This window comes from Streptomyces sp. Isolate_45 (genome assembly GCF_024721315.2).
GTDB lineage: Bacteria > Actinomycetota > Actinomycetes > Streptomycetales > Streptomycetaceae > Streptomyces.
Map to the genome: position 1 here is coordinate 13,923 of NZ_JANFAK020000058.1, position 14,217 is coordinate 28,139.

Genomic DNA, 14,217 nt, shown 5'->3' on the forward strand with positions numbered 1-14,217 from the left:
TAATCGGCTATCGGTCCCCGAAGATCGTGCGGTGCCAGTCCTTCGCGGCGACCGCGGTGTTGTCATACATCACGTGCTTGACCTGCGTGTACTCCTCGAACGAGTACGAGCTCATGTCCTTGCCGAAACCGCTCGCCTTGTAGCCTCCGTGCGGCATCTCGCTGATGATCGGGATGTGGTCGTTGACCCAGACGCAGCCCGCTTTCATCTCGCGGGTGGCCCGGTTCGCCCGGTACAGGTCGCGGGTCCAGGCGGACGCGGCGAGCCCGTACGGGGTGTCGTTGGCCAGGTCGAGGCCCTCGTCGTCGGTGTCGAACGGCAGCACGACCAGGACCGGGCCGAAGATCTCGGACTGGACGACCTCGCTGTCCTGCGCGGCGCCGGTGATCAGCGTCGGCCGGTAGTACGCGCCGTCGGCGAGTGCACCGACCGGGATCTCGCCGCCGGTGACGACGGTGGCGTACGCGCGGGCCCGCTCCACGAAGGCGGCGACCCGGTCGCGCTGGGCGTGCGAGACCAGCGGGCCGAGGTCGGTGCCGGGCGCGAAGGGGTCGCCCAGGCGGACGGTCTCCATCAGCTCGGCGACCCGGGCGACGAAGGCGTCGTGCAGCGGGCGCTGGACATAGGCGCGGGTGGCCGCGGTGCAGTCCTGGCCGGTGTTGATGAGCGAGGCGGCGACCGCTCCGTGGGCCGCGGCCTCCAGGTCGGCGTCGTCGAAGACGAGGAACGGCGCCTTGCCGCCGAGCTCCAGGTGGAGCCGCTTGACGGTGGCGGTGGCGATCTCCGCGACCCGCTTGCCGACGCCGGTGGATCCGGTGAAGGAGGTCATGACCACGTCGGGGTGGCCGACCAGGTGCTCGCCCGCGTCCCGTCCGGCCCCGGTGACGATGTTGATCACACCGTCGGGCAGGCCCGCCTCCTTCGCCGCCTGCGCGAACATCAGGGAGGTCAGCGGGGTCAGCTCGGCGGGCTTCAGGACGATGGTGTTGCCCGCGGCGATGGCCGGGAGGATCTTCCAGGCGGCCATCTGGAGCGGATAGTTCCAGGGTGCGATGGAGCCGATGACGCCGATGGCCTCGCGGCGTACGTACGAGGTGTGGTCGCCCGAGTACTCGGCGGCCGCCTGGCCCTGGAGGTGGCGGGCGGCGCCCGCGAAGAAGGCGGTGTTGTCGATGGTCCCCGGTACGTCGAACTCCGTGGACAGCTTGAGCGGCTTGCCGCACTGCAGTGACTCCGCGTGGGCGAAGTCCTCCGCCTGCGCGGCCAGCACGGCGGCCAGCCGGTGCAGGGCGTCCGAGCGCTCCCCCGGGGTGGCGCCCGACCACACGGGGAAGGCGCGCTTGGCGGCGGCGACGGCGGCGTCGACGTCCGCCGTGCCGGCCAGTTCGTAGGTGAGGACGTCCTCACCGGTGGCGGGGTCGACGACGGTGTGCGAACGGCCCGAGGTACCGGACCTGAGCTGCCCGTCGATGTACTGCGCGCCGTCTGCGAAGCGGTCCTTAACCTGGAAGCGGTTACCCATCACGCTCTCACGCTCTCCGTAGCTACAGCTCGAATTGAGTGCCGATCCTGGCAGAGGTGTTCCCCTCCGCCAAGGGATTCCGTTGTTGCCTTTTGATTACGCGACGGAATCGGTCGACCATGTGTCGAGGCGCGCCCGAAATCCCGTACGAAGTGTCAGTGGTGACTGTCAGACTCGCGTGCATGGAGATGGTCGACAAGTTGATCGAGCAGGTCAGGCGCGGTGAGAAGGTCAAGTACCTGCCGTTCTGGGGGCACCGGCCGAATCCGGACGGGCGGCTGGGGCCGAGCTGCTTGAGCCAGTGGTGGCCGTCCGCTTTCACTGTGGGTGATGTCCGGTATCCCACCGCCGAGCACTGGATGATGGCCGGCAAGGCTCGACTGTTCGCGGACCCGGAGGCGGAGCGGGCCGCGCTGGAGGCCGGGAGCCCCGCGCAGGCGAAGGCGGCCGGGCGGCTGGTGCGCGGCTTCGACGACGCGGTGTGGGCGCGGGAGCGGTTCGCGCTCGTCGTCGAGGGCAGCGTCCACAAGTTCGGCTCGGACCCGGCCCTGCGCTCCTACCTGCTGGGCACCGGCACGCGGGTGCTGGTCGAGGCGAGCCCGATGGACCGGATCTGGGGCATCGGCCTCGCGGCCGACGACGAGCGGGCACTGGATCCCACGCGCTGGCGCGGGCTGAACCTGTTGGGATTCGCCCTGATGGAGGCCCGGGAGCGGCTGCGCGAAGGCACCGCGTGAGCGGGCGGGCGCGGCAGCGGGTGGCCGCCGTCATCATCCGGGACGGATGCGTCCTGATGGTCCGCGAGCGCGGCAAGGGACCGTCCGGCCTTCACGACGGGCCGGAGTACTGGACCCTGCCCGGCGGCGGTGTGGAGGCCGGCGAGGACCTGGCGACGGCCGTGCGCCGGGAGGTGGCCGAGGAGACCGGCCTGCGCGCCCTGGAGGTGCGGTACGCGTACGAGGCCCCCTATCCCTCGGGGTGGACCTCCTGTTTCCGGGTCGAGGTGGCGCCCGGGGAGCCCCGGCTCGGGGTGGACGGCCACCTGGAGTGCGCGTGCCCCCGGATGGTCGGGCTCACCTGGATGCCGCTCGCGCGGAGCGCGCCGGACGGCCCCTGGATGGTGCCGACCCTGCTGTCGGCCGTCCCGGACTGACCCCGCCCCGCGCGGGCGGGTCGTGCGGGCGCGGTAGGGCCGCGCGGGCGGTCGGGCGGCACGGGGACCGTACCGGTCAGACGCGCTCGCGGACCTGCGAGACCGAGGGCGGGTCGCCGCCGTCGGAGCCCTCCTCGGTGGTGTCGAACACGACCAGCAGGGTCATGACGAGGCCCAGCATGATGCCCACGGACCCGAGGATGACGCCTGCCAAGGCCATGCCTCCGCCACCGGCCTGACCGCGGCTCGCCTTCCCCCATCCCAGGGCGCCGAAGACGACCGCGGCTATGCCCAGGGCGATCGAGCCGACCATGGTCACGCAGAGCACCACGGAGGCGATGCCGAGCACGAGCGCGGTCACGGCCATGCCGCTGCTCGCGGGCGGCCCCTGCGGCGGGTACGCGTACCCCGGCGGGCCCGGGTACGGATGGCCGGGAGGCCCGGCGACCGGCGGCGCCGCGTACCCGGGGTAGGCGTACCCCGCCCCGGCCGGGTACGCCGGGCCCGCCGGATCCGGCTGCGCCGGGTACCCGTAGGCGGGCGTCGGCCCGGGGCCGTACGCGGAGGGCGGGGGCGGCTCGTACGGTGCGGGAGAGGCGTACCCGGAGGGGCCGGGCGCGCCGGGTATCCCGGTCATCGTCACCTGCTCGTGCACCGGGGGCACGGGCGGTACGGGCGGCCCGCCCGGGTTCGCCGGCGGCCGGCCCGGGTTCGCCGCCGACTGCTCGGGCGGCGCCCACGGGTCCCTCGGTTCCGGGCTGTGGTCGGTCATCGCGGCGCCCCCCTTCTCGTACAGCCATGCTAGGCGCTGCCGCCGACACCCCCCGGCGCTGCCTACGATGAAGCCGACCTGACCGCACCCGCGTCCACACGGAGGCACCCATGCCCGACCTGCACCCCTTCATCGCCGGGCTGCCCAAGGCCGAACTGCACGTCCACCACGTCGGCTCGGCCTCCCCGCGCATCGTGGCCGAACTCGCCTCCCGCCACCCCGATTCGAAGGTCCCGACGGACCCCGAGGCGCTCGCCGACTACTTCACCTTCACGGACTTCGCCCACTTCATCGATGTCTACCTGTCGGTCGTCGACCTGGTCCGCACCCCGGAGGACGTACGGCTGCTGACGTACGAGGTGGCGCGTGACATGGCTCGGCAGAACATCCGGTACGCCGAGCTGACCATCACCCCGTACTCCTCCACCCGCCGCGGCATCGAGGAGAAGGCCTTCATGGAGGCCATCGAGGACGCCCGCAAGGCGGCCGAGACCGAGCTCGGCGTCGTCCTGCGCTGGTGCTTCGACATCCCCGGCGAGGCCGGGCTGGAGGCGGCCGCCGAGACCACCCGCCTCGCTGTCGACCTGCGCCCCGAGGGCCTGGTGTCGTTCGGGCTCGGCGGCCCCGAGATCGGCGTCCCGCGCCCGCAGTTCAAGCCGTACTTCGACCGCGCCCGCGCCGCCGGACTGCACAGCGTGCCGCACGCCGGCGAGACCACCGGACCGCAGACCGTCTGGGACGCCATCCACGAGCTGGGCGCCGAGCGCATCGGCCACGGCACCACCTCCACCCAGGACCCGGAGCTGCTGGCCTACCTCGCCGAGCACCGCATCGCGTTGGAGGTCTGCCCGACCTCCAACCTCGCCACCCGCGCCGTCGCCGACCTCGACGCGCACCCGGTGAAGGAGATGGTCGCCGCGGGCGTCCTCGTCACCATCAACAGCGACGACCCGCCGATGTTCGGATCCGACCTCAACAACGAGTACGCGGTGGCCTCCCGCCTCCTGGAACTCGACGAGCTCGGTCTGGCACAGCTCGCGAAGAACGCCGTCGAGGCCTCGTTCATGGACGCCGCCGGCAAGGCGAAGCTGAGCGACGAGATCGACACGTACACCGCCGCTTGGCTCGCACGCTGACCCAACTGCTCGCGCCTGCCACCAGAATGGGGGCATGAGCACCCTCACTGCCGTCGGGCACCGCGGCGACCCCTATCGCTTCCGTGAGAACACCCTCGCCTCCGTCCGCTCCGCCTTCGCCCGGGGGGCGGACGCGGTGGAGGTCGACGTCCGGCTCACCCGTGACGGGGTACCGGTCCTGCTCCACGACGACACCCTCCAGCGGCTGTGGGGCCACGACGTACGGCTCGACGCCGTCACGGCCCCGCAGCTCAAGGAGCTGACGGAAGGTCGGGTCCCGACCCTGCGGGACGCCCTGATGGCGGCCGGGGCCGGCCGGTTGATGCTCGACCTGCCCGGCGCCTCGACGGAGGCCGTACGCGCCGTCGTCGGCCTGGTGCGCGAATGCGGGGCGGGCGAGCGCACGTATTACTGCGCGGGTCCCGGCACCATGCTGGCGGTGCGCGCCGCCGATCCGGGTGCGGAGATCGCGCTGACCTGGACGACGCTGTCGCCGCCGCGCCGGGTGCTGATCGACGCGGTGGCACCGCGCTGGCTCAACTACCGCTTCGGGCTGGTCGACCGCGAGCTGGCGGACGCCCTGCACCGGGACGGGCTGCTCGTGTCGGCGTGGACCGCCGACACCAAGCGGTCGATGCGGGCGCTCGTGGCGGCCGGCGTGGACTCGATCACCACGAACCGGTTGGACGCGCTGGCGGCCGTGCGCACCGACCTCGGCCGTTGACGCGCGGGTGATACGCGAACTGACGGAGCGGGTCCGCCGCGCCGATCCCCGGTGGCAGGACCTGGGGCTGATGTTGCTGGTGCAGCTGGTCTCCTCCATGCCGTTCGTGCTGCCGGAGCAGCCGGGCGGGTCGCCGAGGAGCTGGGCGGCGTACGCGTTCACGACGGCCGGCCTGCTGCCGCTCATCTGGCGGCGGCGGGCTCCGGTGACGGTCCTGGCGGCCATCTCCGCCGTCGGCTTCGCCTACAACCTGGGCATGGACGGCCCCGGGCAACCGCTGCCCTACGGACCGTTGATCGCCTTCTACACCGTGGCCGTCCTCTGCCCGCGACGGACCAGGCTGGTGGTGTCCGCGGCCGTCGTGGTGGCGGCCTGCCTCGCCGTGTACTGGAACACGGGGTCGGCCCGCGAGTTGTTCTTCACCCTGTTCGTGGGCGGCTCCGCGTACGCGCTGGGCCGGTCCCGGCACACCCGTCAGGCCTACACGGCCGCCGTCGAGGACCGGGCGGAGCAGTTGGAGCGGGCGAACCGGATCGAGGCGGAGCAGGCCGCGGCGCGCGAGCGGGCACGCATCGCGCGGGAGATGCACGACATCCTCTCGCACGCGGTCAGCATCATGATCGTGCAGGCCGAGGCGGGCCCGCTGGCGGTACGCCGCGCTCCGGCCCGCGCCGAGGCCGCCTTCGAGGCCATCGCGGAGACGGGGCGGGACGCGATGGCGCAGCTGCGGACCATGCTGGGCGTGCTGCGCACGGACGAGTCGGCCCCGCGTGCGCCGCAGCCGGGGATCGGGGCCTTGCCCGCCCTGTTGGACCGGGTGCGGGCCGGCGGGCCGAGGGTGTCGTACGAGCGGACGGGCGAGGTCCGCGAGCTGCCGGCGGCGCTGGAGGCGACGGTCCACCGGGTGGTGCAGGAGGCGCTGACCAACGTGGTCAAGCACGCCGGGGCCGCCTCGGTGGACGTGACGCTGGCGTACGGGCCGACGGAGCTGACGGTGACGGTCGCGGACGACGGCCGGGGCCCGGGCGGGGCGACGTCGGCCGGGGCGGTCGGTGGGCACGGGCTGATCGGCATCCGCGAGCGGGCGGCGGCGCACGGCGGGACGGCCTGGTCGGGGCCGGGTCCGGGCGGCACCGGATTCGTGGTGCGGGTCGCTCTTGTAACGTCGCCGATGGAGGTGGGGACTTGACGATCCGTGTGGTGGTGGCCGACGACCAGGAGCTGGTGCGCAGCGGCTTCGCGATGATCCTGGACGTCCAGGAGGGCATCGAGGTCGTGGCGGAGGTCGGGGACGGGGCGGCGGCCGTGGAGGCCGTGGAACGGCTGGCCCCGGACGTGGCGCTGCTGGACATCAGGATGCCGGTGCTGGACGGGATCGAGGCGTGCCGGAGCATCACGGCGCGCAGCACGTGCCGGACGGTGATGCTGACGACCTTCGACTCGGACGAGTACGTGTACGAGGCGCTGCACGCGGGGGCGAGCGGGTTCCTGCTGAAGGACGTCCGGCGGGACGACCTGGTGCACGCGGTACGGGTGGTGGCGGCGGGCGAGTCCCTGTTGGCGCCCTCGGTGGCGCGGCGTCTGATCGAGGAGTACACGGCGGCCACGGCCCGGCCCCCGGCGGCCCGGGAACTCTCCGCGCGCCGGCTGGAGGTGCTGACGGCCCGGGAACGGGAGACCCTGCTGCACCTGGGGCGGGGCATGTCGAACGCGGAGATCGCGGCGGCGCTGGTGGTGAGCGAACACACCGTGAAGTCGCACGTGGGGAACGTGCTGGCGAAGCTGGGGCTGCGCGACCGGATCCAGGCGGTGATCTGCGCGTACGAGACGGGGCTGATAGCGGCGGGGGCCACGGCCGGGGCGGGGGTGCCCGGGGCCCGGGGGGTCGCCGGCGGTGCGCAGGGTTCTCCCTCCGGGGAGTGAGGGGCGGCGTGTCGTCTCCCCCGCGTCGGTGAGTTGTCGTACCGCTGAAGACCCCTCTCATCGGTGATCCGCAACCGGCCCCGTGAGCAGCAACATTGTGGTCATCGGGGCAGCGAGCCCCGCGGAGCGCACCACAGGGGGAACCACCATGAACGCAACCACGCGCACGCTGATCGCCGCCGCCCTGGTCATGGGGATCGCGTCCGGGCCCGCGGTCGCGGCGCACGCCGCGGCGGCGCCGGCGCCCTCGGCCGTGTCGGCGGCCGCCGGCCGGCCCGTCTTCTCCACGCCGCCCGACGCGGCGGCGCTGGAGCGGGCCATCGCGGGCCTCGGGGCTCAGCACGAGCATGCGACGGCCGCGCTGGTCCGGGTGGGTGGCACGAGCGGTGAGTGGCGTGGCGGTTCCGGTGTCGCGGACGTCCGTACGGGGCGTCCGGCGATCACGGACGGCCGCTTCCGGGCCGGGTCGGTGACGAAGACCTTCACCTCGGCGGTGGTGCTGCAACTGGCCGCCGAGGGCCGACTGCGGCTGGACGGCACGGTGCAGGAGTACCTGCCGGGCCTGTTGCCCGGATCGTTCAAGCCGGTCACCGTGCGGCAGTTGCTGAACTACACGAGCGGGATCCGCCCGGCCGACCATCCGGGCGACACCTTCGAGGCGGCGTACGCCCACCGGTTCGATGTGGAGGATCCGCGCGCCATGATCGCCAACGCGGTGGCGAAGGGACCGGAGTTCGACCCGGGGACCAAGCAGCACTACCTGAACATCGACTACACGATCCTGGGCGTGCTGATCGAGAAGGTGACCGGCACGTCCTACGAGAAGGCGGTGACCGCCCGGATCCTCAAGCCGCTGGGTCTGCGCGACACTTCGCTGCCGAGCCGGACGCAGACGCGCATACCGGGTGCGCACAACCGGGGCTACCAGGCGGTGCCGCTGCCCGACGGCGGCCGCAAGTTGGTCGACGTCTCGGTGTGGGGTTCCTCCTGGGAGTGGGCCGCCGGGGACCTGATCTCGACCACGGCGGACCTGGAACGCTTCACGAAGGCCCTGTTCGGGGGACGTCTGGTACCGAAGGCCCAGTTGGAGGAGATGTTCACGGTGCCGGCCGTGACGGACTTCGAGACCGGGCGACCCGCTGAACTGACGGCCGGGATGAAGCGGTTCGTCCTGCCCGGCGGCAAGGAGGCCTGGGGCAAGACGGGCGGGCGGCACGGCTACAACACGGTGATAGGCGGCACCCGTGACCTGTCGCGCACCCTCGTCTACTCGGTGAACTCCACCGACGCCAAGGGCCGGAACATGAACAAGGTCGCCGAGGCCATCGTGTACGCGGCCTTCGCCAAGTAGCCTCTCCAGCGCCGGGGTTACGGCTGGGGCTGCGGCCGCACCCCGGGACGCGGCGCCTCCGTCGGCACGGCCTCGCTGGTCACGGCCTCGGCGGTCAGGGCCTCGGTGGTCAGGGCCTCCAGCCGCTTGATCATGCGACGGAGGATCAGCAGGGGTATCACCCCGAAGACCCCGAACGACATGTCGATGACCGACCACCAGAAGGGGATGCCCCGGACGGGGCCGCAGATCAGCGCCAGCGGGATGATCCCGGCGCAGGCCACCATGCCGGCCTCGACGATCCAGATGTTGCGCACGGGGTCGCGGTGGACTCCGTAGAAGAAGACGGCGATCACCAGGTGGGCGAAGGCGAGCCAGTCGGTGCCGTAGAGGAGGAAGGGGTACTCGGCGTCGGCCCGGACGAGGCCGTCCCCGACCCGCTGCAGCCACTCGTTGGAGACCAGGGCGTTGGCCCACCGAAGCTCGGTGACCAGTGGGAAGGCGGTGAGTCCGCTCAGGACGAGGCAGACGAGGAACAGGGCAAGCCAGGCACGGATCCGCCGCTCAAGGGCGCTTCTCTCGCTCATGGAAGCCACCCTACTCCCAGAATTGAACACGTTCAGCCAATTCTGTGAACGCGTTCAATTCCGCTGCCGGCGGTTCGCATCACAGTCCGACGATGGAGTTCCAGCGCCTGGCGAGGGTCCGGCGTTCGACCGAGGAGATGTCCCGGGCCACGACGAGACGCCCGCGCATGTCCTCGTCGGGGAAGATCAGCGGGTTCTCCGCGAGTTCGGCGGTCTCCTTGTCCGGGGAGCCGGCCAGCACCTCGCGGGCGGCGGGTACGGGGCAGACGTAGTTGACCGCGGCGGCCAGCTCCGCCGCCACCTCGGGGTCGTAGTAGTGGTCGACGAGGGCCTCGGCGTTGACCTTGTGCCGGGCGAGATTGGGGATGAGCAGGCTCTCGGCCCAGAGCTCCGCGCCCTCCTCGGGAACGACGAACTCGATGTCGGGGTTGTCGGCCTGGAGCTGGATGGCGTCGCCGGAGTACGCCTGGCAGGCCAGGACGTCCCCCTTGCTCAGGTCGGAGGTGTAGTCGTTGCCGGTGAAGCGCCGGATGTGCTTCTTGCGCACCAGCTCATCGACCTGGTCGCACATCCGGTGGAAGTCCGATTCGGTCCACCGCGTGACGTCGACGCCGTTGCCCTGCATCAGCAGCGCGAAGGACTCGTCCAGCCCCGAGAAGAGCGTCACCTTGCCCGCGAGGTCCGGCTTCCAGAGGTCGGCGACCGACTTGATCTCGCGGCCCAGCGCCTTGCGGTTGTACGCGATGCCCGTGATCCCCGACTGCCAGGGGACGGTGTGCAGCCGACCCTCGTCGAAGGCGGGGGAACGCAACTGCGGGTCCAGGTACTTGGTGACGTTGGCCTGCGTGGAGCGGTCCATTTCCTGGGCCCACCCCAGGTGGACGAAACGGGCGGCCATCCAGTCGCTGACGACCACGAGGTCGTGCCCGGTGGCCTGGCGGTTCATCAACGCCGGGCTGATCTTGCCGAAGAACTCGTCGTTGTCGTTGATCTCCTCGGTGTACCGGACCTCGATGCCGGTCCGCTCGGAGAAGGCGTCCAGCGTCGGGCGGCTCTCCTCGTCCTCCTCATCGGTGTCGATGTAGAGGGGCCAGTTCGAGAAGGCGACGCTCCGGTCCCGGGCCGAAAGGTCCTCGCCCCGGCGCCGCTCCTGAGGGACGTAGGCGGCGGGCACACCGCAGCCGGTGAGGGCGGCCAACAGGCCCGCGGCACCGAGGCCGCGCAGCGCCGCGCGGCGGGAGAAGGCGAGTTCAGGCATGCGCACAGCCTCGAACAAGCCGAAGGGGCGGGCAATAGACAAGGTGTCTACTGCCCGCCCCTTCAGAGCCCTGCGGTGATCAGTGTGATCACCGCCCCGGACCGGCGCGCCGTGATCAGCCGTCGAGCGAGGTCATGACGTGCTTGATGCGGGTGTAGTCCTCGAAGCCGTAGGCGGAGAGGTCCTTGCCGTAGCCGGACTTCTTGAAGCCGCCGTGGGGCATCTCGGCGACGAGCGGGATGTGGGTGTTGATCCACACGCAGCCGAAGTCGAGGTTCTTGGACATCCGCATCGCGCGGCCGTGGTCCTTGGTCCACACGGAGGAGGCGAGGGCGAACTCGACGCCGTTCGCGTACTCCAGGGCCTGGGCCTCGTCCGTGAAGGACTGGACGGTGATGACGGGGCCGAAGACCTCGTTCTGGATGATCTCGTCGTCCTGCTTCAGGCCCGAGACGACGGTCGGGGCGTAGAAGTAGCCCTTGTCGCCGACCTGGTGGCCGCCCGCCTCGACCTTGGCGTGGGCCGGGAGGCGCTCGATGAAGCCCGCGACCTGCTTGAGCTGGTTCGGGTTGTTCAGCGGGCCGTAGAGCACGTCCTCGTCGTCCGGCTGCCCGGTCTTGGTGTCGGAGGCCGCCTTGGCGAGCGCGGTCACGAACTCGTCGTGGATCGACTCGTGCACGAGCACGCGGGTGGCGGCGGTGCAGTCCTGACCGGCGTTGAAGTAGCCGGCGACCGCGATGTCCTCGACGGCCTTGGCGATGTCGGCGTCCTGGAAGACCACGGCGGGAGCCTTGCCACCGAGCTCCAGGTGGACGCGCTTGACGTCCTTGGAGGCGCTCTCGGCGACCTGCATGCCCGCGCGCACCGAGCCGGTGATGGAGGCCATCGCCGGGGTGGAGTGCTCGACCATTGCCTTGCCGGTCTCGCGGTCGCCGCAGATGACGTTGAAGACGCCCTTGGGCAGGACGGAGTCGATGATCTCCGCCATCAGGACGGTGGAGGCCGGGGTGGTGTCCGACGGCTTGAGCACCACGGTGTTGCCCGCGGCGATCGCCGGGGCGAACTTCCACACGGCCATCATCATCGGGTAGTTCCACGGCGCGACCTGGGCACAGACGCCGACGGGCTCGCGACGGATGATCGAGGTCATCCCGTCCATGTACTCGCCGGCCGAGCGGCCTTCGAGCAGGCGGGCGGCGCCGGCGAAGAAGCGGATCTGGTCCACCATCGGCGGCAGCTCCTCGCTGGCCGTGAGGCCCAGCGGCTTGCCGGTGTTCTCCGACTCGGCGGCGACCAGCTCGTCCGCGCGCGCCTCGAAGGCGTCCGCGATCTTGAGCAGGGCCTTCTGCCGCTCGGACGGGGTCGTGTCGCGCCAGCCCGGGAAGGCTGCAGCGGCGGCGGCCATGGCCGCGTCCACATCGGCCCGGCCGGACAGGGGGGCCGTCGCGTACGCCTCGCCGGTGGCGGGATTGACCACCTCGGTGGTCCGCCCGTCGGCGGCGTCCTTGAACTCCCCGCCGATGTAGTTGCGCAGACGACGCAGTTCGGTGGTCACTACAGCCACTCTCCTGATCACATGTCCAATGATTGAGACGAATCCCAAGCCTAGCCCCTCGGGTGACGCTTTCGACAGAGCCAGACACACCGAACTACGAAATCCGTGCAATCGAGGACCTCACACAACGGATTTCATCGCCTACGGGTTGCGGAACAGACGACTCCTCGTGCACAGTGAGGTCGTGGTCAGTCGAAGCGCAGATTCCAGGAACAGACAACCGTCCCCTTCGGTCGATGCTGTGTCCCTGGCGATCATCGAGCAACTGCAGGAGGACGGCCGCCGTCCCTATGCATCGATCGGCAAGGCCGTCGGCCTGTCCGAGGCGGCCGTACGCCAGCGCGTACAGAAGCTGCTCGACCAGGGAGTCATGCAGATCGTCGCCGTCACCGACCCGCTCACCGTGGGCCTCCGACGGCAGGCCATGGTCGGCATCAACGTCGAGGGAGACCTCGACCCGGTGGCCGACGCGCTGACCGACATGGCCGAGTGCGAGTACGTGGTGATGACCGCGGGGTCGTTCGACCTGATGGTGGAGATCGTCTGCGAGGACGACGACCACCTGCTCGAAACGATCAACAAGAAGATCCGCACGCTCCCCGGCGTGCGATCAACCGAAAGCTTCGTTTACCTGAAGCTGAAGAAGCAGACCTACATGTGGGGAACCAGATAACCGTGAGCCAGGACCTCTCCAAGACCGCGTACGACCACCTGTGGATGCACTTCACCCGCATGTCGTCCTACGAGAACTCCCCCGTCCCCACCATCGTCCGGGGCGAGGGCACCTACATCTGGGACGACAAGGGCAAGCGCTACCTGGACGGCCTCGCGGGCCTGTTCGTGGTCAACGCCGGTCACGGCCGCAAGGAACTGGCCGAGGTCGCCTACAAGCAGGCGCAGGAACTCGCGTTCTTCCCCATCTGGTCGTACGCGCACCCCAAGGCCGTCGAGCTCGCCGAGCGCCTCGCCCACTACGCCCCCGGTGACCTGAACAAGGTCTTCTTCACCACCGGTGGCGGCGAGGCCGTCGAGACCGCCTGGAAGCTGGCCAAGCAGTACTTCAAGCTCCAGGGCAAGCACACCAAGTACAAGGTCATCTCGCGTGCGGTCGCCTACCACGGCACCCCGCAGGGCGCCCTGTCCATCACCGGTCTGCCGGCCCTCAAGGCCCCCTTCGAGCCGCTGGTCCCCGGCGCGCACAAGGTGCCGAACACCAACATCTACCGCGCCCCGATCTTCGGTGACGACCCGGAGGCCTACGGCCGCTGGTGCGCCGACCAGATCGAGCAGGAGATCCTCTTCGAGGGCGCCGACACCGTCGCGGCCGTCTTCCTGGAGCCGGTGCAGAACGCCGGTGGCTGTTTCCCGCCGCCGCCCGGCTACTTCCAGCGCGTCCGCGAGATCTGCGACGAGTACGACGTGCTCCTCGTCTCCGACGAGACGATCTGCGCGTTCGGCCGCCTCGGCACGATGTTCGCCTGTGACAAGTTCGACTACGTGCCGGACATGATCACCTGCGCCAAGGGCATGACCTCGGGCTACTCCCCGATCGGCGCCTGCATCATCTCGGACCGCCTCGCGGAGCCCTTCTACAAGGGCGACAACACCTTCCTGCACGGCTACACCTTCGGCGGACACCCGGTGTCCTCCGCGGTGGCCCTCGCCAACCTCGACATCTTCGACAAGGAAGGCCTGAACCAGCACGTGCTGGACCAGGAGGGCAACTTCTTCAACACCCTGAAGAAGCTGCACGACCTTCCGATCGTCGGCGACGTCCGCGGCAACGGCTTCTTCTACGGCATCGAGCTCGTCAAGGACAAGGTCACCAAGGAGTCCTTCACGGACGAGGAGACGGAGCGCGTGCTCTACGGCTTCCTCTCCAAGGCTCTCTTCGAGAACGGCCTGTACTGCCGCGCCGACGACCGTGGGGACCCGGTCATCCAGCTGGCCCCGCCGCTGATCGCGGACCAGGGCACCTTCGACGAGATCGAAGGCATCCTGCGCTCGGTGCTCACCGAGGCATGGACCAAGCTGTAGCAGCACCCGGCACGACCGTCCGGTCCGACAACGACCGCCCGGCGCGCGACCGGTCCGAGCACGACTGGTCCGAACACACGGCCCGGATCCTCCGTTCGAGTGAGAACGCGAGGGTCCGGGCCGTGTGCTGTCACCATCCAAGCGGTTCATCTCTTTACATCTCATTGCGGCGCCAGTGACTGAAAGGGCTCCGCTTCGTTCCCCCGGACGGAGGTGTACG

At 70.5% G+C, this 14,217-nt stretch carries 14 protein-coding genes; 9 read left to right on the forward strand and 5 right to left on the reverse strand.

Annotated features, from left to right (window positions below; translation table 11 throughout):
* Positions 1 to 7: 7 nt before the first annotated feature.
* Complete coding sequence (locus NOD94_RS19905) at positions 8 to 1,522, reverse strand: gamma-aminobutyraldehyde dehydrogenase (RefSeq protein WP_281207366.1); 1,515 nt, start codon at positions 1,520 to 1,522, stop codon at positions 8 to 10.
* A 182-nt stretch (positions 1,523 to 1,704) separates the two neighbouring features.
* On the opposite strand from NOD94_RS19905, the gene NOD94_RS19910 reads away from it, so the two are divergent.
* A complete protein-coding gene (locus NOD94_RS19910) occupies positions 1,705 to 2,259 on the forward strand; it encodes an NADAR family protein (protein ID WP_281207339.1) in 555 nt (184 codons plus the stop codon).
* Positions 2,256 to 2,675, forward strand: coding sequence for an NUDIX hydrolase (locus tag NOD94_RS19915; RefSeq protein ID WP_281207340.1), 420 nt, complete (start codon positions 2,256 to 2,258; stop codon positions 2,673 to 2,675). Before NOD94_RS19910 ends, NOD94_RS19915 begins: the two co-directional genes overlap by 4 nt.
* A 76-nt stretch (positions 2,676 to 2,751) precedes the next feature.
* Here the strand turns inward: NOD94_RS19915 and NOD94_RS19920 are convergent, their stop codons facing one another.
* A complete protein-coding gene (locus tag NOD94_RS19920) occupies positions 2,752 to 3,447 on the reverse strand; it encodes a DUF4190 domain-containing protein (RefSeq protein ID WP_281207341.1) in 696 nt (231 codons plus the stop codon).
* 110 nt (positions 3,448 to 3,557) lie between these two features.
* On the opposite strand from NOD94_RS19920, the gene NOD94_RS19925 reads away from it, so the two are divergent.
* The 5 genes from NOD94_RS19925 (at position 3,558) to NOD94_RS19945 (ending at position 8,581) form a co-directional block, all read left to right on the forward strand.
* Positions 3,558 to 4,583, forward strand: a complete 1,026-nt coding sequence (locus NOD94_RS19925; RefSeq protein ID WP_281207342.1) for an adenosine deaminase — start codon at positions 3,558 to 3,560, stop codon at positions 4,581 to 4,583.
* Positions 4,584 to 4,617: 34 nt separating this feature from the next.
* A complete protein-coding gene (locus tag NOD94_RS19930; protein WP_281207343.1) occupies positions 4,618 to 5,307 on the forward strand; it encodes a glycerophosphodiester phosphodiesterase in 690 nt (229 codons plus the stop codon).
* 70 nt (positions 5,308 to 5,377) lie between these two features.
* Positions 5,378 to 6,496: a sensor histidine kinase gene (locus NOD94_RS19935; protein ID WP_281207367.1), complete on the forward strand. Its 1,119-nt coding sequence runs from the start codon at positions 5,378 to 5,380 to the stop codon at positions 6,494 to 6,496.
* Complete coding sequence (locus NOD94_RS19940) at positions 6,493 to 7,230, forward strand: response regulator transcription factor (RefSeq protein ID WP_281207344.1); 738 nt, start codon at positions 6,493 to 6,495, stop codon at positions 7,228 to 7,230. The genes NOD94_RS19935 and NOD94_RS19940 overlap by 4 nt, the downstream gene beginning before the upstream one ends.
* A gap of 148 nt (positions 7,231 to 7,378) precedes the next feature.
* Positions 7,379 to 8,581, forward strand: coding sequence for a serine hydrolase domain-containing protein (locus NOD94_RS19945; RefSeq protein ID WP_281207345.1), 1,203 nt, complete (start codon positions 7,379 to 7,381; stop codon positions 8,579 to 8,581).
* Between the two features lie 17 nt (positions 8,582 to 8,598).
* Here NOD94_RS19945 and NOD94_RS19950 read toward each other — a convergent pair whose 3' ends face one another.
* The 3 genes from NOD94_RS19950 to NOD94_RS19960 all read right to left on the reverse strand — a co-directional run bounded on the left by NOD94_RS19950 (position 8,599) and on the right by NOD94_RS19960 (position 11,960).
* Positions 8,599 to 9,147, reverse strand: coding sequence for a hypothetical protein (locus NOD94_RS19950; protein ID WP_281207346.1), 549 nt, complete (start codon positions 9,145 to 9,147; stop codon positions 8,599 to 8,601).
* Positions 9,148 to 9,226: 79 nt separating this feature from the next.
* On the reverse strand, positions 9,227 to 10,405 hold the full coding sequence (locus tag NOD94_RS19955; RefSeq protein ID WP_281207347.1) for a spermidine/putrescine ABC transporter substrate-binding protein: 1,179 nt from the start codon (positions 10,403 to 10,405) through the stop codon (positions 9,227 to 9,229).
* 115 nt (positions 10,406 to 10,520) lie between these two features.
* A complete protein-coding gene (locus tag NOD94_RS19960) occupies positions 10,521 to 11,960 on the reverse strand; it encodes a gamma-aminobutyraldehyde dehydrogenase (RefSeq protein ID WP_281207368.1) in 1,440 nt (479 codons plus the stop codon).
* Positions 11,961 to 12,129: 169 nt separating this feature from the next.
* Here NOD94_RS19960 and NOD94_RS19965 point away from each other — a divergent pair, with 169 nt between their 5' ends.
* Together NOD94_RS19965 and NOD94_RS19970 are read left to right on the forward strand one after the other, a co-directional pair.
* Positions 12,130 to 12,633 carry an Lrp/AsnC family transcriptional regulator gene (locus NOD94_RS19965; RefSeq protein ID WP_281207348.1) on the forward strand — a complete coding sequence of 168 codons (504 nt, stop codon included), beginning with the start codon at positions 12,130 to 12,132 and terminating at the stop codon, positions 12,631 to 12,633.
* Positions 12,618 to 13,997, forward strand: a complete 1,380-nt coding sequence (locus tag NOD94_RS19970; RefSeq protein WP_030227477.1) for an aspartate aminotransferase family protein — start codon at positions 12,618 to 12,620, stop codon at positions 13,995 to 13,997. Before NOD94_RS19965 ends, NOD94_RS19970 begins: the two co-directional genes overlap by 16 nt.
* Positions 13,998 to 14,217 lie beyond the last annotated feature (220 nt).

Excerpts from the sequence above, each read along its gene's own strand:
- NOD94_RS19920 (WP_281207341.1), bottom strand. The coding sequence starts at position 3,447 with ATGACCGACCACAGCCCGGAACCGAGGGACCCGTGGGCGCCGCCCGAG.
- NOD94_RS19955 (WP_281207347.1), bottom strand. The coding sequence starts at position 10,405 with ATGCCTGAACTCGCCTTCTCCCGCCGCGCGGCGCTGCGCGGCCTCGGT.
- NOD94_RS19935 (WP_281207367.1), top strand. The coding sequence starts at position 5,378 with ATGTTGCTGGTGCAGCTGGTCTCCTCCATGCCGTTCGTGCTGCCGGAG.
- NOD94_RS19910 (WP_281207339.1), top strand. The coding sequence starts at position 1,705 with ATGGAGATGGTCGACAAGTTGATCGAGCAGGTCAGGCGCGGTGAGAAG.
- NOD94_RS19945 (WP_281207345.1), top strand. The coding sequence starts at position 7,379 with ATGAACGCAACCACGCGCACGCTGATCGCCGCCGCCCTGGTCATGGGG.
- NOD94_RS19930 (WP_281207343.1), top strand. The coding sequence starts at position 4,618 with ATGAGCACCCTCACTGCCGTCGGGCACCGCGGCGACCCCTATCGCTTC.
- NOD94_RS19925 (WP_281207342.1), top strand. The coding sequence starts at position 3,558 with ATGCCCGACCTGCACCCCTTCATCGCCGGGCTGCCCAAGGCCGAACTG.
- NOD94_RS19905 (WP_281207366.1), bottom strand. The coding sequence starts at position 1,522 with ATGGGTAACCGCTTCCAGGTTAAGGACCGCTTCGCAGACGGCGCGCAG.
- NOD94_RS19950 (WP_281207346.1), bottom strand. The coding sequence starts at position 9,147 with ATGAGCGAGAGAAGCGCCCTTGAGCGGCGGATCCGTGCCTGGCTTGCC.